At 61.1% G+C, this 19,420-nt stretch carries 21 protein-coding genes; 9 read left to right on the top strand and 12 right to left on the bottom strand.

The features are described 5' to 3' along the window. The first annotated feature begins 24 nt into the window (after nt 1-24). From rpsI to LJ737_RS10295, 6 genes are all read left to right on the top strand, one after another. Complete coding sequence (gene rpsI / locus LJ737_RS10320) at nt 25-411, top strand: 30S ribosomal protein S9 (RefSeq protein WP_227765367.1); 387 nt, start codon at nt 25-27, stop codon at nt 409-411. Nucleotides 412-432: 21 nt separating this feature from the next. Next, nucleotides 433-1,200, top strand: a complete 768-nt coding sequence (rpsB, locus tag LJ737_RS10315; protein WP_078013109.1) for a 30S ribosomal protein S2 — start codon at nt 433-435, stop codon at nt 1,198-1,200. A gap of 218 nt (nt 1,201-1,418) precedes the next feature. Then, nucleotides 1,419-2,255, top strand: a complete 837-nt coding sequence (gene tsf, locus LJ737_RS10310; protein WP_227765365.1) for a translation elongation factor Ts — start codon at nt 1,419-1,421, stop codon at nt 2,253-2,255. 386 nt (nt 2,256-2,641) lie between these two features. After that, nucleotides 2,642-3,325, top strand: a complete 684-nt coding sequence (locus LJ737_RS10305; protein WP_227765363.1) for a carboxypeptidase-like regulatory domain-containing protein — start codon at nt 2,642-2,644, stop codon at nt 3,323-3,325. A gap of 158 nt (nt 3,326-3,483) precedes the next feature. Continuing rightward, nucleotides 3,484-3,906 carry a hypothetical protein gene (locus tag LJ737_RS10300; protein ID WP_227765361.1) on the top strand — a complete coding sequence of 141 codons (423 nt, stop codon included), beginning with the start codon at nt 3,484-3,486 and terminating at the stop codon, nt 3,904-3,906. A 39-nt stretch (nt 3,907-3,945) separates the two neighbouring features. Continuing rightward, nucleotides 3,946-4,314, top strand: a complete 369-nt coding sequence (locus LJ737_RS10295; RefSeq protein WP_138079829.1) for a hypothetical protein — start codon at nt 3,946-3,948, stop codon at nt 4,312-4,314. A 191-nt stretch (nt 4,315-4,505) separates the two neighbouring features. Here LJ737_RS10295 and LJ737_RS10290 read toward each other — a convergent pair whose 3' ends face one another. From LJ737_RS10290 to LJ737_RS10275, 4 genes are read right to left on the bottom strand one after another with little or no spacing between them, the layout of a single operon-like run. After that, nucleotides 4,506-5,570, bottom strand: coding sequence for a DUF3089 domain-containing protein (locus tag LJ737_RS10290; RefSeq protein ID WP_227765359.1), 1,065 nt, complete (start codon nt 5,568-5,570; stop codon nt 4,506-4,508). Between the two features lie 4 nt (nt 5,571-5,574). After that, a complete protein-coding gene (locus LJ737_RS10285) occupies nt 5,575-6,750 on the bottom strand; it encodes an SHOCT domain-containing protein (RefSeq protein ID WP_227765357.1) in 1,176 nt (391 codons plus the stop codon). A gap of 31 nt (nt 6,751-6,781) precedes the next feature. After that, the gene (locus LJ737_RS10280) at nt 6,782-7,516 is read right to left on the bottom strand and encodes a hypothetical protein (RefSeq protein ID WP_227765355.1); all 735 of its coding nucleotides are present in this window, start codon (nt 7,514-7,516) and stop codon (nt 6,782-6,784) included. A gap of 33 nt (nt 7,517-7,549) precedes the next feature. Beyond that, nucleotides 7,550-7,801, bottom strand: a complete 252-nt coding sequence (locus tag LJ737_RS10275; protein ID WP_227765353.1) for a hypothetical protein — start codon at nt 7,799-7,801, stop codon at nt 7,550-7,552. A gap of 128 nt (nt 7,802-7,929) precedes the next feature. Between LJ737_RS10275 and LJ737_RS10270 the strand changes: the two genes are divergently transcribed. Continuing rightward, nucleotides 7,930-8,112 carry a hypothetical protein gene (locus LJ737_RS10270; RefSeq protein ID WP_227765351.1) on the top strand — a complete coding sequence of 61 codons (183 nt, stop codon included), beginning with the start codon at nt 7,930-7,932 and terminating at the stop codon, nt 8,110-8,112. Between the two features lie 68 nt (nt 8,113-8,180). Here LJ737_RS10270 and LJ737_RS10265 read toward each other — a convergent pair whose 3' ends face one another. The 4 genes from LJ737_RS10265 to recA form a co-directional block, all read right to left on the bottom strand. Then, nucleotides 8,181-9,368, bottom strand: coding sequence for a sensor histidine kinase (locus LJ737_RS10265; protein ID WP_227765350.1), 1,188 nt, complete (start codon nt 9,366-9,368; stop codon nt 8,181-8,183). Between the two features lie 114 nt (nt 9,369-9,482). Next, nucleotides 9,483-10,193 carry a response regulator transcription factor gene (locus LJ737_RS10260; RefSeq protein WP_227765348.1) on the bottom strand — a complete coding sequence of 237 codons (711 nt, stop codon included), beginning with the start codon at nt 10,191-10,193 and terminating at the stop codon, nt 9,483-9,485. A 413-nt stretch (nt 10,194-10,606) separates the two neighbouring features. Next, nucleotides 10,607-11,434: a DUF3108 domain-containing protein gene (locus tag LJ737_RS10255; protein WP_227765345.1), complete on the bottom strand. Its 828-nt coding sequence runs from the start codon at nt 11,432-11,434 to the stop codon at nt 10,607-10,609. A 406-nt stretch (nt 11,435-11,840) separates the two neighbouring features. Then, nucleotides 11,841-12,929: a recombinase RecA gene (gene recA, locus LJ737_RS10250; RefSeq protein WP_227765344.1), complete on the bottom strand. Its 1,089-nt coding sequence runs from the start codon at nt 12,927-12,929 to the stop codon at nt 11,841-11,843. A gap of 162 nt (nt 12,930-13,091) precedes the next feature. Between recA and LJ737_RS10245 the strand changes: the two genes are divergently transcribed. Further along, nucleotides 13,092-14,234, top strand: coding sequence for a lipid A deacylase (locus LJ737_RS10245; protein ID WP_227765342.1), 1,143 nt, complete (start codon nt 13,092-13,094; stop codon nt 14,232-14,234). Nucleotides 14,235-14,264: 30 nt separating this feature from the next. Here the strand turns inward: LJ737_RS10245 and LJ737_RS10240 are convergent, their stop codons facing one another. Then, nucleotides 14,265-14,801 (bottom strand): GNAT family N-acetyltransferase, encoded by a 537-nt coding sequence (locus tag LJ737_RS10240; protein ID WP_227765340.1) that lies wholly within the window; start codon nt 14,799-14,801, stop codon nt 14,265-14,267. 201 nt (nt 14,802-15,002) lie between these two features. Here LJ737_RS10240 and LJ737_RS10235 point away from each other — a divergent pair, with 201 nt between their 5' ends. After that, entirely contained in the window at nt 15,003-15,887 is an 885-nt protein-coding gene (locus tag LJ737_RS10235; RefSeq protein WP_227765338.1) for an SDR family NAD(P)-dependent oxidoreductase, read from the top strand. Between the two features lie 265 nt (nt 15,888-16,152). On the opposite strand, the gene LJ737_RS10230 is transcribed toward LJ737_RS10235, so the two are convergent. The 3 genes from LJ737_RS10230 to LJ737_RS10220 all read right to left on the bottom strand — a co-directional run bounded on the left by LJ737_RS10230 (nt 16,153) and on the right by LJ737_RS10220 (nt 19,212). Then, nucleotides 16,153-16,614 carry a hypothetical protein gene (locus LJ737_RS10230; RefSeq protein ID WP_227765336.1) on the bottom strand — a complete coding sequence of 154 codons (462 nt, stop codon included), beginning with the start codon at nt 16,612-16,614 and terminating at the stop codon, nt 16,153-16,155. Between the two features lie 144 nt (nt 16,615-16,758). Next, nucleotides 16,759-17,724 carry an AAA family ATPase gene (locus LJ737_RS10225; protein WP_227765334.1) on the bottom strand — a complete coding sequence of 322 codons (966 nt, stop codon included), beginning with the start codon at nt 17,722-17,724 and terminating at the stop codon, nt 16,759-16,761. Nucleotides 17,725-17,832: 108 nt separating this feature from the next. After that, the gene (locus tag LJ737_RS10220; RefSeq protein ID WP_227765332.1) at nt 17,833-19,212 is read right to left on the bottom strand and encodes a peptidylprolyl isomerase; all 1,380 of its coding nucleotides are present in this window, start codon (nt 19,210-19,212) and stop codon (nt 17,833-17,835) included. Nucleotides 19,213-19,420 lie beyond the last annotated feature (208 nt).

Genomic DNA, 19,420 nt, shown 5'->3' with positions numbered 1-19,420 from the left:
CGCGGTTCATTGATTTGTCAACTCATGGAAATCACCAACACCTCTGGTAGAAGAAAAACCTCGGTGGCTCGCGTGTATGTGCAAGCCGGGCAAGGGAATATCACTATCAACGACCGGGAAGCCAAGGCGTACTTCGGTAACGACCTTCTGGTAACCATCGTCAACCAGCCCTTCACCACGCTCGATGCCGTGGGTAAGTACGACGTGCGCGTAAACGTGCGCGGCGGAGGCATCAGCGCCCAGGCCGAAGCAATTCGCCTGGCTATTTCGAAGGCCTTGGTTGAAGAAAACGCCGAGACCCGTCCGGCCCTGAAGAAGGAAGGCTTCCTGACCCGCGACCCCCGCATGGTGGAGCGCAAGAAGCCGGGCCGCCGCAAGGCTCGTCGTTCGTTCCAGTTCTCGAAACGCTAATCTTCCAGAGGAACTCCTATCATGGCTCAGTCCGTAACCTATAAAGACCTGCTGGATGCTGGTGCCCACTTTGGTCACCTCACCCGTAAGTGGGACCCGAAAATGGCGCCGTACATCTTCATGGAGAAGAACGGCATCCATATCATCGACCTGAACAAAACCCTGGCGTCGCTGGAGCAGGCTACCTCGGCCATCCGCAACATCGCCAAGTCGGGCCGCAAAGTAATGTTCGTAGCCACGAAGAAGCAGGCTCAGGAAATCGTTTCGGACGAAGCGAAGCGCCTGAAAATGCCCTACGTGACCGACCGTTGGCTGGGTGGTATGCTCACCAACTTCGCCACCGTGCGCAAGTCGCTGAAGAAAATGAGCACCATCGACAAGATGGTGAAAGAAAACACGGCCTACGCCGCACTGGCTAAGCGTGAGAAGCTCATGATGAACCGCGAGCGTGAGAAGCTGGAGCGCGTACTGGGTGGCATTGCCGACCTGAGCCGCCTGCCCGCCGCTCTGTTCGTGGTGGACGTGAAGCGCGAGCACATTGCCGTGAAAGAAGCTCAGAAACTGGGCATCCCGGTATTCGCCATCGTCGACACCAACTCCAACCCCGAGCTGGTCGACTTCCCGATTCCCGCCAACGACGACGCCTCGAAGTCGGTGTCGCTGATCATCAACGCCATCGGCAAGGCCATCGAAGAAGGTCTGTCGGAGCGTAAGGTGGACAAAGAGGACGCCGACCGCAAGCAGGCTGACGAAGAAGCCATCCAGGAAAAGCAGAACGCCGACGAATAGTCCCGCACTGCCCCTGATTTGAGAGGAGGGAACATTCGAAGCAAAGGGCTCCGGTGTTCCCTTCTTTTTTAAGCTGCGGCCAGCAATTGGCGCGACGTTCCAGAACGTCATTCCGAGCGAAGCTGAGACATCTCGCTGGCTAGTAATTTCTATCCGATGTTAGCCCGCCGCAGTCATTCACGAGAAACCCACATCAACCTCTCCCAATTTTCACCGCTATGGCAATTACCGCCCAAGACGTGAACAAGCTGCGCGCCATGACCGGCGCCGGTATGATGGACTGCAAAAAAGCTTTGACCGAAGCCAACGGTGACTTCGAGCAAGCCAAAGACATCCTGCGCAAGCAGGGCCAGAAAATTGCTGACAAGCGTTCGGACAACGCCACCTCGGAAGGCGTGGTACTGGCCAGCGTAAGCGAAGATGGCACCACCGGCAAACTGGTGGCCCTGGCCTGCGAAACCGAGCCCGTCGCCAAAGTTGCTGACTTCAAAGCCCTGGCCCAGCTGGTTATCGACTCGGCCGTGAAGACCAACGCCGGTACCAAGGAAGACCTGCTGGCTGCTACGCAGGCCGACGGCCGTTCGCTGCAGGAGCACATCACCGACCTGATGGGCAAAATCGGCGAGAAAATCGACGTGGTAGCTTACGAAACGCTGACCGCGGAGAAAGTGGCTTCGTACATCCACTCCGACAACAAAAAGGGCGTGCTGGTGGGCCTGAAGAACACCAACGGCACCGACGTTGCCGGCGTAGGCCGCGACGTAGCCATGCAGATCGTAGCCATGCGCCCCGTAGCCGTTGACAAAGACGGTGTGGACTCGGCTACCGTAGAGCGCGAAATTGAAATCGGCAAAGAGCAGGCTCGCGCCGAAGGCAAGCCGGAGGCTATGCTGGAGAAAATTGCTCAAGGCAAGCTGAACAAGTTCTACAAGGAGAATACTTTGCTGAACCAGGAGTTCGTGAAAGACAGCTCGCTGACCATTGCCCAACTGCTCGACAAGACCTCGAAGGGCATGACGGTGACCGACTTCAAGCGTGTTGCCATTGGTGCGTAAAACCACTAGTAACTAATACGTAAAAAAGCCCGCTTGCCTCCGCAAGCGGGCTTTTTTTGCTTTCTGCCAAACCTGCGCTGCTACGCAGCGTACAAGTCAATCGGTATGAAAACACATAATTGCATGGCTAATAACTGTAGGTTAAAATACTTAAATGTGTATTCAGGTATTTGGAATAATCTAACTTTATGTTAGATTTGGTTATCCCAAAAAGGGAAAAGTATTCAGCTAGCGTTTTTCATCCTTGGGCCAGCAAAGTGGGCTATTCGCCGAAAATCCGGCCTGATAGCCCTCATTAAGTTCCTTTTCTAAGGATCAGCTCGCCACTTTTGTACTCTGCTCTTCCACCGGCTCTTGCCATTGTAACAATCTAACCTTTTCCAAAAATGAAACTAAGCGCTACGCCTTTTCACCGCGCCACCGGTGAATTGCTGCCCGCCTACAGGGACGCTTACCTGCGCGGGGACCTTTCAAGCGAGAATACAGTACTGGTAGATGCGTATCTGAAGGCCAACAAAGAACTGGCCGACGAAACGCTCCGCCGCTTTTACGACATGAAAAATGCCGGCCACTCCGTGAAGCCAGTTGGCTGGGTGCAGCGGCAGTTTGACCTGATCCGCACCGAGCCGGAGCGCTTCCGGCGCCGGGCAGCTGCCATGGTGATGGGCGGCGCACTAATCGGTGGGGCCGTATTTGCCGGCACCAACCTGCCCACGGCCAACACGCCGACGGACAATCTGCCGGCCGTAACCGAATCGGTGGAAGCTAGCAACAGCGAAGCAGCCAGCGCCCTGCGCATGACTGCCGTGCGCGGCCGCATCTTGGACGAAAACGGTCGTCCTTTGGTGGGCGCTACCGTGCTGCACAAAGGCACGAGCACCGGCGTCAGCACCGACGCTAACGGGGTGTACACCCTGCGCGTACCAGTTGGTCAGAAAGCCACGCTGCAGTACGCTTACGGCGGCTACGCCGAGGAAGAAATGCAGGTGCGTGCCGGGGCAACCGAAAACGTAACCTTGGTACCGCGGGCCCCCGAACGGGCCGCAAAAAAGCGCTGGTTGTTCTTTTAACTTGAAGACAAGGCCAAGGACGTAACCCGAACGCAAGAAGCCGGTTCGTCATGCGGTCTTGACTTTCTTGCAAAGGTCCCTTTGCTACGGCTGAGGGACCTTTGTTGGACCCAGACCGGGCCATTGATTTCTTTCCCTGACTACCGAATACCCGCTACATGAGACTTCCTTTTCTGCACAAAACGGTTGTGAAGAAAATCACGGGAGACGCATTAGGCATCGAACGTTACAAAGCCGATGCGGTCATCAACAATCTGCTGCGCGAATTACCTGAATTGGTGGCCGCGGCGGTAGTCGATATCCAATCGAAGAAAACGCTGGCTGCCTACACTACCGAAGCTAGCTTCGACCCCTACAAGATCAGCGGCCGCAACGCCGAACTGATTAGCCGAACCCAGAAAAACCTGACCGCGCCGTGGTTGGCCGGCCAGCAGCTCAATGATCTAATTGTTGTGCTCGACGAACAGCTGCACTGCTTGCGCACCACGCCCGATGGGCAGCGCTTGTGCTACGTAGCGGTGCGGCTTGCTGACACCAACATGGCCCTAGTGCGCGACGTAATGCGTCGGCACTCCAACTAATTAACTCTCTTCCTTTCCACCTCTTTTTCCCCGCCCTTTATGGCCAATATTACCCCGCAGCAAGCCGTTCAGAACATCCTGAAAGAAATTCCTTCGCTGGTTGCCGTTGCCGTTGTGGAAACCGAAACCGGTATGCCGCTGGCCCACCATTCTAACCTGGCAACGTTTGATGCCGAAACCGCCGCTGCCTACAACACGGAGGTTATCAAGCAAAAGCTGAAGGCCATCCAGGCCCTGAAACTCAACCAAACGCTGCAGGATATCCTGCTGACGCTGACCGACCAGCTGCACCTGCTGAAGCTGTCGGCCGACGGCGGCAAGTTCATCTACCTGGCCGTCAACTCGGCCGATACCAACCTGGCCATGGCCCGTCAGGTAATGAAAGGCCAAGCTTCGGTACTGAACTAAGCTGCCACCATCAGGTAATAGCAAAAGCCCGCTGGCACTGTGCTAGCGGGCTTTGTTGCGTTAGACTTGAGCGGTTGGAGGATAGGAACCGGCACTATTGTTTGGCCTGGCTGGGGCGGCAAGGCGACGCACTTACGCTTGAAGCATGGTCGTTGGTGGCCTTATGGCAACGCTATTGCCGCCTCGTGCCATTAGGGATGTTGCTGTTGCCACATCCGCAGGCGGGTACCGGCGTTGCGCCGGACGCTGAGGTAATACAGGCCGTAGTCGTTCAGGTGATAGGAGTGACGCAGTTCCCACTTGCCCGGCAGCAGAAACCGAAAGTAGCCGCGGCGGCCCGAAGGATGCGTCCAGAGGATGCCCTGATGCACCTGCGCGTCGGCCACGCCGGGGCGGTCGAGGCGCTTGAAGGACAAGGGCACGCTACCGCGGTTGAGGGCAACGGGGGCGTAGGCCGTATCGAGGCGCCAGGTGAGCGGGTTGGTTACCAAAGCCCCGTCGTAGGGCGGATAATCGTGGCCCCAGGAACCGGTATTCCAGCTGACGTAGCAAGCGGTTTGCAGCGAGTCGCGGCAGGGGCGGAGCACGCGGTAGCCGAGCGTGTCGATGTTCAGCCCGACGAGGTAAGCCGCCACCAGGCGGCGACGCAGGGCCGGGTCGCGGTCGAAAAACTCGCGCAGCAACCGCCGGGCGTGGTAGGTGCCCTGGCTATGCGCCGCCAGGATGATGGGCCGGCCTTGGTTGTAGTGCGCGAGGTAATACTCAAAGGCGGCCTTGACGTCGGAATAAGCCAGAGCCAGCGCCTGCCGGCTGTTGGCGGTGCTGTCGAAGAAGGAGTAGAGCGTGGCTTGCCGGTAACGCGGGGCGTATACGCGCCCGGCAGCGTTGAACACGCTGGCCTGGGTGCGGATGCTGTAGCGGTCGGTGTAGCGGTTGACGTGGCGGTTGCCGATGGCCGTGTTCCAGCCTCGCGGGCGGATGCGGGTGGTCAGGTGCAGAAAAAACACGTCGGCCGGGGCCGAGGCTTGCCGGCTGCGCAGGCCCGAGTGCAGCGGCACGGCATCGGCCGAGTCGGCGCGGGTAGGCAGCGTGGCCCAGCTTTCGGGGCGGCTGTAGTCGGGCGTCGGGGGGGCGGTGTAATGCTCGAAGCTGCGCAATGGCTTGATGAGCCGAATGCAGCTGCTGGTGGCCAGCAACACCAGCAGCCAGATCAGCGGCAACAAGGTCCGCAAGCCCGAGCGTTCGGGGGCGCCCATGCCGCTAGTTTTGCTGCTGGGGCGTGGCACCGGCGTCCGGGGCCGGCGTCGCCGGAGCGGCGGGTTTGGCGTCGGTGAAGGTGTTTTCGAGCAGGCGCTCCTGGCGGAAATACGTCAGCTTGCCGTTGCGGTCGAAACGGGCGCGCACCTGGGCCAGGGTCTGCTGGTACTGGTTCAGCGACTTGCGCAGCGAGCGGCCACGCTCCTGAAAGGTGGCCGTGATGGAGCCGTCTTCGGCCGGCGCGCTGATTTGCAGCGTGCTCGGGTCGAAGCTGATCCGGCTTTCGGTGAATTCGGGGAAGTGCGTGCGGTTCAGCTCGTCTTCGATGCCGGCGGGCGTGGTATTCTGCAGCGAGAAAAACCGCTCAACCTGCGGAGCAAAGTGCTGGCTGGCGTTGAAGGGCGCTGTCAGCAGGTCGTTGTAAAACGCCGTGAGGGCCCGCTGCACCTTGGCCCGGGTAGCGGCTTCCAGCGCGGCGGCATCGGTGATGGGCGCTACGTTGCTGCCCGCGACGGCCGAATCCAGGGGTTGCGAAGCCACCGGAATGGTGGGCTGCACGCGCACGGTTTCGGGCGCCTGCACAGGCGGCAGGTCGAGCTGAGCAGCTTGCGGGCCTTCCTCCACGGCCACGGCGGTGGTATCGGCGGCGGTGATGGAATTACTGGTCAGGCGCTCCGAGCTGCGGTTGCCCAGCAGCAAGTAGCCAATTAGCGCCAGCAGTGCGACTACGCCGCCGATGATGAGCACCATAGCCAGCGGCGACTGGCGCGGGCCGTCGTCCACAGGCTCGTCGGCGTTGTAGTCGGCGGGCGGCGGGCCCAGCGGGCCTTCGGTGGGGCGGTGCGTGCTGGGGTCGAGCGTGACCGGCTCCAGGGGCGGGGCGCTGAACGGCGCGGCCACCGGCGGCAGCAGCGGATCCTCCACGGGCGGCGGAATCACGTGCGGGCCGGCGGCGGAAATAGGGGCGTCCAGCGAGTAAGGCGGCACATCGATGGGCGTCGCAGGCGCGGCGGCCACCACCGGGTCGATGGCAGGCGCGCCGGCGGGCGCAACGGTGGTTTCGCCGAACAGCAGTTGCTGCTTCAGCTTGTTGAATTCTTCCGGCGTGATGGCGCCCGCGTCGAGCATTTCCTTGAGCTGACGCAGGGTTTCGAGGGGAGACGGCGTGGGCTTATCCATGGGGAGCGAGGGGGAGGACCGGCGGTTCAGGCTACTTACGGTCGAGAGCGGACAGTCGGTCACGCCGGCGCTGCACCAGCACCTTGCGGCGCTCGGTTTCGGCGGCGTTCTGCGTGAGTTTCTGCTGGTCGTCTTTGATTTTGGCCGCGTGCTGCACGTTCTGCTCGCGCAGTTGCTGCATCTTGGCCAGGTTGCTGACCGTGTCGGCGGCCAGGGATTTGATTTCCTTGTCGAGGCGTACCTTCTCCTTTTCCGCGTCGGCCAGCTGCTTCTCGGCGGCCTCTACCTCTTTTTTGTAGTGGTAAGGACGGTAATCCTTGGCAAAATTCTGCACCATGGTACGCAGGGCCGCAAACTCCGAGGGCGTCTTGTCCGGGTCGAGCCAAGTGGTGCCGTTGTCAAAGGCCGCAAAAACCTGCAGCTCGGCGGTGCTGTCGGTGGGCGCCACCACGTTGGTGTACAGGTCCAGCAGCTTGCCCGACACGCTCGACACCGGCGTCTGTTTGGCCAGCAGCACGTCTTTGTTGCCGCCGAGGCCCAGCACGCCACCCGCGCGCAGCTTGATGTTGTAGCTGTCCTTCAAAAACTGTTGCCAGAACTCGCGGGCTTCTTTGGCCGGGCCTTCCACCTGCACTTTGAGGGCGGGCCGCTCGCGCTTGTCCACGTTTACGGTACTGGTGCGCACGTCGTACACCTGCGCGGCGGCGGGCAGGGCGCCCAGGCTCAGCAGCGCGGCCAGCAGGCCGCGGCACAATGGGGTTATCATCACAGGGAGGGTTGCGGTGAGAGAAAAGCCAAGCTACACCAAATCGTGACGCTCCAGCGCGGCGCCAAAATCGGCGCGCATCTCGGCGAAGCGGCGCAGCACGGCGGCCACAAACGGTTCGTCGAGCAGCTGCGGTAGGTCGGCGTCGCCGCCGAGCAAATCCAGCTCGGCCACTTTGTAGGTTTGTTCCAACGGCCCCTGCTCGCATTTAAGCAGGTACTTGCCGTTCCACGCCAGCAGCGTGAGTTTCATGTCGGGGTGCGGAATGTCGGCTACGTGGCGCATGGGGCAGGTTTAGGCGGGGCGAAGATACCACCTTGGGGCGGCAAACGCCGGGCGGCCCAAACCGCCGCCGCGCCGGTGCGTAAACACCGGTAGTGCCGCGCTCCTTTCATCCCAAAACACCCACAGTCATGCCACAAGGAGATAAGTCCAAGTACACGGACAAGCAAAAACGCCAAGCCGAACACATCGAAGAGGGCTACGAAAAGCGGGGCGTCTCGGAAGAAGAAGCCGAACGCCGCGCCTGGTCCACCGTCAACAAGCACGACGGCGGCGGCAAAAAGCCGGGCGGCTCGGGCCGCAAGTCCAGTTAAGTACCCCGTTCCGAATAAAAACGGCCACCGGTAACTCCGGTGGCCGTTTTTGTTTGCTCATCAGCGGCTTATTGCCCGGGCTCGGGGCGCGCCGCCGTCCGCGCCCGCGGCAGCTTGAATTCTAGCGTGGTGCCTTGCCCGGCGCCGCTGCGCACTCGGATGGTCGACTTGTGCGCCTCCACAATGTGCTTGCTGATGGCCAGGCCCAGGCCCGAGCCGCCCGCGTCGCGGGAACGGCTTTTATCGATGCGGTAAAAGCGTTCGAAGATGCGGCGCTGGTGCTCCTCGGCAATGCCCTCGCCATCGTCGTGCACGCTGATGCGCACAGATTTGCCCACCTCGGCAAGCCGCACAGTCACATGGCCTTGCTCGCGGCCGTACTTCAGGGCGTTGTCGATGAGGTTGATGAGCACCTGCCGGATGCGGTTGCGGTCGGCCAGCACCGGCACGCCGTCCACGGGTAGGTCGGCGGGCTCCAGGTGCAGGGTCATCTGCCGCTTGCCCGCCTTTTGCTCCAGCTGATCGAAGATTTCGCGCACCAGCAGGGCCAGGTCGAAGGCCTGCTTGCGCATGCGCACCACGCCCTTCTCCAGCTGCGAAATCGTCACCAGGTCCTGCACCAGCGCGTCGAGGGCGTCGAGGGCGGAGGCGGCTTTGAGCAAAAACTTCTCGCGGATGAATTCTTCGTCTTCGCCCGCGTCGAGCACGGTGTAGACGAAGCCCTGGGCGGCGAAAATCGGCGTTTTCAGCTCGTGCGAGACGTCGGCCAGGAAGTCGGAGCGCAGCTGCTGCAGGCGCCGCAGCTCGTCGATTTCCTTCTGGCGGCGCACGGCCATGTCGAGGATTTCCTCACGCATGCGCTTGAGCGGCTCGGGCCGGAAGAGAAACTTGTTCGAGAGCTTTTTGAACTCCTTGCGCTTGACGTGCTCCAGGCCCGAGTAGATCTGGTTGACTTCGCGGAACATCAGCGCCTCAAACGCCAAATACACCAGCAGGAAGCACGCCGCCACCGTGAAGCCGCCCGCCAACATGGCCTGCTGAAACGGCAGCTGCGGCACCGTCGAGGCAAACAGCGTGAGCACGCCCGCCACCAGCAGGGCGATGATAACGGCAATGGCCCGGGACGACAGATGGAGGCGAAACACGAACGGGATGGGCGCCTCCTGGGCCGAAAACGCGCTGCGGGGAGCCGGTTCGTGCACGACGCGGCCCACCACGGCGCGCCACAGCCCGGCGACGGTTTGGTTGGTCTTCACCGCAAAAGTCGCAATTCTTGGGTGTCAGTTGGCAGTTGGTAGTCGTTAGGCAAGCGCCCGAAGCCAGCCCGGGCAAACGGCCTGACAACGGAGGGCCCGCACCCGACAACGCAATTAGTTATCCGCGTTGAACTTGTAGCCCACGCCCTTGATGGTTTGGATGTGGTGTTCCCCTACTTTCTCGCGCACCTTTCGCACGTGCACGTCCACGGTGCGGGCTAGCACGAACACGTCGTTGCCCCAGATGTTCTGCAGCAGCTCGTCGCGGCCGAAGACCTTGTGGGGCGAGGCGGCCAGAAAGGCCAGCAGCTCAAATTCCTTTTTGGGCAGCGTGATTTTGCGCCCTTCCTGGTAGACAGCGAAGCCCGTGCGGTCGATGCGCAGGCCGTTGATGTCGATGACGTCGGAAAGGGGAGCGGTGGGCTCCAGGTCGCGGCGCACCACGGCGGCGAGGCGGCTCATGAGCGCGCGCGGCTTGATGGGCTTGCTCAGGTAGTCGTCGGCGCCGGCGTCGAAGGCCGCTACTTCCGAAAACTCCTCCGAGCGGGCCGTCAGGAACAGGATGTACGTGTCCTTGAAACGGGGCATGGCGCGCAGCTCCCGGCAGGCAGCAATGCCGTCGAGGTTGGGCATCATCACGTCGAGCAGGATGATGTCGGGCCCGAACTGCGGGGCCACTTCCAGCGCCTTGCGCCCGTCGGAGGCCGTGGCTACCTCGTAGCCTTCCTTGCGCAGGTTGTACTCGAGCAGCTCCACAATGTCCGGGTCGTCGTCGACTACCAGGATTTTGTAGGGCGTGGAAGCGGAAGCGGCAGAATGTTGCACGGCGAAAGCGACTTAGGTGAGCAAAGACACGCGTTGCGCCACAAAAATACCGCCTTCCTCCTCAGAAGTGGTGTTACCATATTGTGAACCACGGAGAACGGCCGCCGTAGCCGCCAGCACAAGCCTCGACGGTAGCTTTGGCGGTCATTACGAAAAGGCCCGGCGGTTCACCCCGCTGTCATTGCGAGCGAAGCGCGGCAATCCTTCCGCTAGCAGCAGAAACGCTGAAATACCCACTAACCGAAAACAGCCCCGCCCGAAACATGCATTTGCACGTTCCGGGCGGGGCTGTTTTCGTTCGAACGGGCTTTCGTTTCTGCCGGTTGGGTCGCTGTGCTACTAGCGGAAGGGTTGCTTCGGCTGCGCCTCGCAATGACAGCGGGGTGAACCGTTTGCTGGCCAGCGGCCGGGCGTTAGTTCTTGGCCACCAGCGCCAGCTTGTTCTTCAGGCCGCTGCACTTGTACATATCAATCTTCACCGAGCCGACGAACATTTCGGCCTCGAACATCACCGGAATCTTATTTCGGTCGTCGGAGAGGTAGACGGAAATGGCGTCTTCACCGCGGAAGAGCTTATTCTTCGGCATCTTGGGCGTCAGGCGAATGGCGCGGATAACGCCGGCTTTGGTGTCCACGTTCTGCCGGCCCATGTACTTCACCGTCAGGTCGAACACCTCGTCGTCGAAGAAGCCCTTCACGTTGATGATTTCGCCCACTTTGCGGTTGGAGTAGTCGAGCGTGCGCAGAAAGTAGAAGCCGCTGACCAGGTCCTGCACGTTGTCGGGCACTTTGAACGACTCGCGCTTGATCTTGGTCTTGTCTTTCTTGTGCGACTCCACGTCCACCGTGTTCTTGTAGTGGTCGAAGTCCACGGTTTCGCGCTTGCGGTAGTTGTTTTCCTCGATGTTGCGAAAAAAGCGCTGCGGCAGGATGCTCGTCGTGTCGATGTAGGAGCGCCAGGTGTCGCGCACCTTCAAAAACATATCGAAGGAGCCGGTGGTGCGGCCCGTCACGGTAGCCTTGTAGCAGGGCCGGTCGTTTACCTTGTGAATGTCGTCGGACAGCTCGATAGTGGCTTCGGCCGCAGTGATAAGGCCGTAATGCACTTTGTATTGCATCGTCTCGCCGCGCCCAAAACTATCGTTGCGGATGGTACGCGGGGCTTCGTTTGGCGCGAAGGCCATCAGGCCGGCGCTCAGCAAAGCGGGTAAGGAAAGCAGAAGCCAGGGGCGACGGTTCATGTAAGCGAGTAAACGATATGCAATCGGGGGCTTTTTGACGCTAGGCAAAGTAGGTGCCAAGCAAATATACCGCGGCGTTTCGCCCGGCGAAAGGCTTATACGGGATTTGCCAGCTGCGCAGATTAACGGCAAAGTATATAGTTGGAGTTCTGCGCGCTGCGAAAAAATATGCTATCAAATAGTACTCAAACGGGATGCTTAGCGCCGGGCAATCAAGCAAAAGTCGATTGCCTAGGGGGTAACAGACTGTCTTCCCCGCAACAGCACCATGACGGGCCTTGGCAGCCAAGGTACTACCTGTGGTACACCCCCTCAGTCCAGCTGCGCGACGAACACCGCGGGCCCACTAACGCAAAAAAGCCCGCTGCAATTCGCAGCGGGCTTTTCTAACTCAGCAGGCAGCCGATTACAGCGTGTCTTCGCCGTCCTCGGGGCCGCTCATGTCCACCGGAATGGCGGCTTCCAGAACTTCGGGTTCACCCTTGGCCATGGCCCGTACTTTGGCTTCGATTTCGTCGGCCAGTTCGGGGTTGTCCTGCAGGATGGTCTTCACGCCCTCGCGGCCTTGGCCGAGGCGGTTGCCGTTGTAGCTGAACCAGGAGCCCGACTTGGCGATGATGCCCATGTCGGTAGCCAAGTCGAGGATTTCGCCGACTTTGCTGATGCCTTCGCCGTAGATGATGTCAAACTCGACCACCTTAAAGGGCGGCGCGACTTTGTTTTTCACCACCTTCACCTTGGTGCGGTTACCGGTCACGTTGTCTTTGTCTTCCTTGATCTGGCCGATGCGGCGGATGTCGAGGCGGACGGAGGCGTAGAACTTCAGGGCGTTACCGCCGGTGGTGGTTTCGGGCGAGCCGAACATCACGCCGATTTTCTCGCGCAGCTGGTTGATGAAGATGCACAAGCAGCCGGTCTTGTTGATGGTACCGGTGAGCTTACGCAGGGCCTGGCTCATGAGGCGAGCGTGCAGACCCACTTTCGAGTCGCCCATGTCGCCTTCCAGTTCGCCTTTCGGCACCAGGGCGGCCACGGAGTCAATTACGCAGATGTCGATGGCGCCGGAGCTGATGAGCTGGTCGGCAATTTCCAGCGCCTGCTCGCCGTTGTCGGGCTGCGAAATGAGGAGGTTTTCGGTGTCGATGCCAAGCTTCTGGGCGTAGATCGGGTCGAAGGCGTGCTCGGCGTCGATGAACGCGGCAATGCCGCCCTTCTTCTGGGCTTCGGCAATGGCGTGCATGGTCAGCGTGGTCTTACCCGACGATTCCGGGCCGTAGATTTCCACGATGCGGCCCTTGGGCAGGCCGCCGATACCGAGGGCAATATCAAGCCCGAGCGAACCGGTGCTGATGGCGGCAATGTCGCCGACCTTGTTGTCGCTCAGCTTCATGACGGTGCCCTTGCCGTAGGCCTTGTCGAGCTTGTCCATCGTGAGCTGGAGCGCCTTCAGTTTCTCGGCGTTCTGGTTCACCGTCTTGTCAGTGGTAGCAGCCATGTTGTGCGTGCGTTGTGGAATATGATGTAGGTTTGAAAGTCGCTTGAGAAGCGGTGCCGCCGGCAGTGGAGCTTAGTACGGTAAAACCGCGCTAGCGTCCGTCTCAGGCAGCTTTTTCTAACACTGCCGTTCTGGTTTTCGTGCCTTCGGGGCAATAAATATATGAGAATTTCTCTGCTAAAACTATTAGTAGCTGGGTTTCTGTTTTTTATAAACACGTTAGCATGGGCGCAGCTCGACAACCGGGCGTTTCAGTACCACGCCCCGGTGCGGCCGGAGTACGACAACCAGCTACGGCTGGCCGTGAATGCGTTTCTGTTTTCGAAGGATAACGAATATTTCAACAAGATTTTCGAGGGGCGCACCTACTACGGCACGCAGCTGGCGCCGCGCTTGGTGTACTTCCCCAGCCCCGAGTTGCGGCTGGAAGCGGGCGTGTTTTTGTGGAAGGATTACGGCAACCCGCGCCTGCGGCAGGTGCGGCCGTTGTTTACGGCCATTTACGAGCACGGCCCGCACCGCATATTGTTCGGCAACATCGAGGGCAACCTCAACCACAACTACATCGAGCCGCTGTTCGACTTCGAGCGGGTGATGCTCAACCGGCTCGAGGAAGGCATGCAGTACCAGTACACCACGCGCCGCTGGGCCGTGGATGCCTGGGTCGACTGGCAGCGGCAGCAGTACCGCTTCAGCAACTTCCAGGAGCGCATTGCGGGCGGCCTCGTGGCCGACGCGGCCGTGGTGCGCGACTCCAGCGGCTGGTTGGTGCGGGTGCCGTTTCAGTTTCTGGCCACCCACCGCGGCGGGCAGCTCGACACCATCGAAACGCCCTTGCAGACGCTCTTCAACGTTGCCAGCGGCCTGCGCGTGCGCAAGGAAGTGGGCCGCCGGTTTCTGCGCAGCTGGTACGCGGATTTCTACGGCACCTACTTCCACGACTACTCTTTCACTTACGAACTGCCCTACAAGCGTGGTACGGGCCTGTACCTGAATTTGGGTGCCGACACGCGCTTCACCAAGATTCAGGTTAGCTACTGGCGCGGCGACGGGTTTGTGGCCCCGCTGGGCGGGCCACTGTACCAGTCAATTTCCTACACGGTGAAGACGCCCGACTACACCGAGCGCAACCGGCAACTGCTGATTCTGCGCTTCTTCAGCGACTACCGCCTCACCGACGGCCTCACGCTCAGCACGCGCTTCGAGCCGTTCTACGACTTCACCAGCAAGCAAATCGAGTTTTCCTTCGGGGCTTACATCAACTTCAACCGCGAATTCCGCCTAGCCACGCTCAAGCGGGACTAGATGCCTGGGCGTCCTGGCGGGGACGATTCACTAGGCCCGGCTCAGCACGTAATGCCAGACGCTGGGCTCGTCGGCGGCCGCGTCGCGCCGAAAGCCCAGGGCTTCGGCGGTGGCTTGGCTGCGCTGGTTGTCGGGGCGACAGCGCAGCGTGAGCTGGCGGGTGTGCAGCACGGCAAAGGAGAAATCGACGACGGCGGCCAGGGCTTCGCGGGCGAATCCCTGGCCCTCGGCGCTGGCTGCGAGGTAGTAGCCGACTTCGCCGGTCTTGATGCGCGGGGCATCGGGCTGCAGGCTGATGTCGCCGAGGTACTGGCCGGAGCCCAGCTGCCAGATGCCCCACACGAGCAGCCGCCGCTGCCGCCACTGCTCGTGGAACAGGCGCAGCTGCTGCTCGGCGTCGGCGTAGGTGCGCACGGCGGCCACGCGGCGCGGGAAGGCCGGTTGCAAGCGCTCCGCCTCGGCCTCGAGCAAGGCAAAGAAGACGGGAGCATCGGTGAGCAGGTAGGGGCGGAGCAGCAGGCGGGCGGTACGCAGCGTGGCCGGCGCCAGCAGGGGCAACAAGGACATAAGCAACGCTATACCACACGAAAGGGCGGGCCGGACGGTTACACGCCGCCCGCTAAAAGCCCCATTTTGGCCGGGAGGGTAGGTGGTAGCTCTAGATGGGAAGCAAGCTAAACAGTAACTCCGGACTTGGCCGCCCGTTAGCACTTAGCACGGCGTTGCTGCGGCGGCGCCAACCTTCCACACCAACACACCCAACCCCACATGAATCGTTTAGCAGGAAAAGTAGCTATTGTCACCGGCGGCGGCGCGGGCATCGGCGAGGCCATCAGCAAGAAATTTGCCCGCGAGGGCGCGGCCGTTGTCGTGTGCGGCTTTCCCGAAGACCCGGTCGAGCAGGTCGTCGAAGAAATTCAGCGGGCCGGCGGCCGGGCTATTGCTTACACCGGTGACATCAGCAAACAGGAAGATGCCGAAGCCTGCGTGAAAACGGCCGTCAAGGAATTTGGCCAGCTCGACATCCTGATCAACAACGCCGGCGTGTTTCCGGCTACCGCCACCATCGATAAGTATCCGGTGGAGGCGTTTCAGTACATGGTCAAAAACAACATCTATTCCTGCTTTATGATGACGCGGGCGGCCATGCCGGAGCTGCAAAAAACGCGCGGCAACGTGGTGTCGGCCGGTTCCGAAGCGGGCTGGATGGGCGAGCCGCAAAACACACCCTACGGCGGCACCAAGGGCTTCGTGCACGCCTTTATGAAGGGCGTGGCCGTGGAGCAGGCCAAGGAAGGCGTGCGCGCCAACTGCGTGTGCCCCGGCCCCGTCGACACGGCCTGGACGCACAAGGAAACCGGCCCGATGGACGCCAAGATGGAAAAGCAGACCGTGGAGGGCGTGCCGCTGGGCCGCCGCGGCACACCCGAGGAAATGGCCAACGTGTACCTGTTCCTCGCCTCCGACGAAGCCAGCTTCGTCACCGGGGCCCTCTTCTTCGCCGACGGTGGCGTGACCAACTCCAAAGGCGCGCACGGAGCCGAAGTACCCAGCGACCTGAAGAAAGAACCCAAAGGCGAATTGAACCTGGAGCACTCCCTCGACGGTCACGCCGAAATCCGCAAGCAGGACGAGTGGAAGCACCTAGGGTAAGCCAATAAGCAAGCCCGTATCGACAGTTATTGTCGGGAAGTAAGTGGCACTGGCCGTCATTGCGAGCAGGGCAAGGCAATCCTTCCCCAGTAGCACCGCCGACACAGTCCTTCCTGACCGAAAACAGCAGCGCCCGAAACTGTAGCATCAGTTTCGGGCGCTGCTGTTTGCTTAGTGGCGGCCCGTTGGGCCGTCGTACCGGGAGAGAAAGGATTGCTTCGCTCTGCTAGCAATGACTACCGGGGAAGCCGCTGCTCAACTGTACCTAGCGCTGCGCGGGCAGCGTCGAAATCAGGGCGGCTTCCGATAGGTGGGGGTGGCGGTACTGCGCCGGGCTGCCCAAGGACTGCTGGGTGCGCATGACGTTCATCTGGCGGGCGGCTTCGTTGAAAAACTCCAGGCGGCGGATGAGCATTTCCTTGGTCAACACGCGGCCCTCGGGCGTCTTCATGTAGTCCTTCGCGTCGTCGAGCAGGCGGCGCATAATGGCGTTGGTGGCGTCGAAGCTGGCCTCGTACTGCTGCTTGAACTCGGCCACGCGGGCCAAGCCGTCGGTGATCAGCTTAAAGTTGCCGCCGCCGTGGTTGAGCACTTCGCTGAGCACGTAGACTTCCAGCGGCAGCGAGGTTTCGAGCGCCGTGGTGCGCAAGTCAAGGCCGGCGCGCAGCGCGTCGTCGACCATGTGCAGATTGCGGGAAAAGCTGTCGTAGTAGCCTTGGACTTCCATTGGTTCAGGGTGAAAAGCAAAACGTCATGCTGAGCCGGGCGAAGTATCTCGCGTGCTGACTCCGCATAGCAGAATTAGATGACTATCCGGCTAAACACGCGAGCCGCCTCGGCTGCGCTCGGCATGACGTTCTAATGGTTCTAACTAAAGCAGTTCTTTCACAATCTGGTCCACCGTCACGCCTTCGGCCTCGGCCTTGAAGTTGCGCACGATGCGGTGCCGCAGAATGGCCGGGGCCACGGCGCGCACGTCCTCGATGTCGGGCGAATACTTGCCGTTGAGCAGGGCGTTGCACTTGGCCCCCACGATCAGGTGCTGCGAAGCGCGAGGGCCGGCGCCCCATTCCAGCAGCTGCGTGGCGCGCTGGGCGGCGCGGGGCCCGCCGGGGCGGGTTTTGTGCACCAGGTTCACGGCATACTCAATCACGTTGTCCGTCACCGGTACGCGGCGCACCAAGTGCTGGAAGGCCTCGATTTCGTCGGCGTGCAGGATTTTCTGCACCACGGGCTTGATGTCGGCCGTGGTGTTTTTCACAATCTGCAGCTCGGCCTCATAGCTGGGGTAGTCCAGCGTGATGTTGAACATGAAGCGGTCCAGCTGCGCCTCGGGCAGCGGGTAGGTGCCTTCCTGCTCGATGGGGTTCTGGGTGGCGAGCACGAAGAAGGGGCGCGGCAGGGTGTAGCGCTGCCCGGCCACCGTCACGGCCTGCTCTTGCATGGCTTCGAGCAGAGCCGCCTGGGTTTTGGGCGGGGTGCGGTTGATTTCGTCCGCGAGGATGATGTTGGCGAAAATCGGCCCCTTCACGAAGTGGAATTCGCGCTGCTGATTGAGCGTCTCCGAACCCACGATGTCGGAGGGCATCAGGTCGGGCGTGAACTGAATGCGGTTGAAGGAGAGGTCCAGCGCGTTGCTGATGGTTTGCACCAGCAAGGTCTTGGCTAGGCCCGGCACGCCCACCAGCAGGGCGTGGCCCTGCGAGAAAACGGCCGTCAGCATCAGCCGCACCACCTCGTCCTGCCCGATGATAACCTTACCGATTTCCTGCCGCAAGGTGCGGTACGACTGCGCCAGGGCGTCAGCCGCTTCTTTGTCCGAGGAGTATGTGCGCATTAAGGGGAGCTATCAGGTGTCAGTTGCGAGTTGTCAGTTGGTTATGGTCGGGCTACGCGCCGCTAGGCTGCGCGGCCTCACAACTAAAAACGGACAACCGACCACCGCTTATTGTTGGGTATCCAGCACTTTGCAGCCGGCGTACTCGGGGTCTACTTCGATAAACACGGTGCTGCGGTTGCGCAGGAACCACTCGTCGAGGGCTTTATTTTTCTTCTGGTTCAGCGCCGCCAGCGCAATCTTCTGGTAGTCGTCCTTAAGGTTGGCCTGGTGGGGCGGGGTGTTCGACTTCAGCCAGATGAGGCGCACCGCGTCCTTGCCGTCGTCGGTGCGGTAGGGCAGGGGCTTGCTAATGCGGCCCACCTTCATCGTGTCGATGGTGAAGAAGATGGCCGGGTCGAGCTGGTCGAGCGGGATGTAGGAGCTGCCGTCGCGGCGGTTGGCGAGCAGGCCGCCGTTGGCGCCCGATTCCTTGTCCTCGGAGTTGTCCTTGGCGGCCTTGGCGAAGGTGATGCTGTCGTGCTCGATGCGCGAGCGAAGCTTGAGCAGCGCGGCCGACGCGGCGTCGACGTCGGCGCCGCCCGAGGCGGGCTTCATCAGGATGTGGCGGGTGTTGTAGGAGTCGCCCTTCTTCTCGATAAGCTGAATGAGGTGGTAGCCAAACTGCGACTTCACAATGGGCGAGAGGCCGCCCGGCTCCAGGCGCAGGGCCGCGGCTTCGTACTCGGGCACCAGCTCCTTGCGCTTGAAGAAGCCCAAGTTGCCGCCGTCCTTGGCCGAGGCCACGTCTTCGGAATACTGCTTGGCCAGCTCGGCGAAGTTGGCACCGGCCAGGATCTGGGCGCGCAAGTCGTTCATCTTGGCCACCACGGCCTGCTCGGCCTTCTCGTCGGGCTTGGCCAGCTTCACAATCTGACCCACTTCCACTTCGGTGGAGTAATAGGGCAGCGAGTCCTTGGGAATCTTGCTGAAGAACTGGCGCACCTCGCGGGGCGTCACGGTCACCTTGCCGGCAATCTGGTCCTGCATCTTCTGCTGCACCAGCTGCTCCTTCACCTGAATGCGCAGCTCTTCTTTCAGCTGACGCAGGGGTTTGTTGTAGTACTCTTCGAGCTTCTTCTCCGAGCCAATCTGCTGGATGAAGTAGTTCATGCGGCGGTTCAGCTCGTTGTTCACCTGCGAGTCTTCCACCACCACCGAGTCCGTCTCAGCCTTGGCCAGCAGCAGCTTGTTGAGCGTGAGCGACTGCAGAATCTTGCACTGAATGTCGGGCGGCAGGGGCTTGCCCTCGGCCTGCTGCAGCTGCTGCTGGTAGATGCCGTCCAAGTCGGAGCGCAGCACAATCTGGTTGTCGACTTTCACGATGATGCCGTCGACGGTTTGGCGGGTGGGGCCCGAGCGGCCTACCCCGGCCAGGGTTTGCGCCTCAGCATTGCCGAAAACCAGCACGGCCAGCAGCAAGGCGGCGAAACGAAACAAGTGGGTCATGTCAGAAGAAAAAGCAACGGTGGCGGGCCCGGCAAACGCCCGATGACGGCCGGCACCTCCACCCCGCTGGGGCAAACGCCAAAAGCGGCCGGTAAATTTCAACATAAATAGCTGCGCAGACAAAAAGCCGGCCCGCTACGCCCGAAAGAGCCCGGGAAACGCGCGGAGGTTGCAGACCCGGCGGCCGCTGACGGTCGGCTACAAAAAA

It is taken from the genome of Hymenobacter sp. 15J16-1T3B, assembly GCF_020711235.1.
In the GTDB taxonomy this organism is placed as follows: Bacteria; Bacteroidota; Bacteroidia; order Cytophagales; family Hymenobacteraceae; genus Solirubrum.
This window is presented reverse-complemented; position numbering and strand designations above follow the sequence as displayed.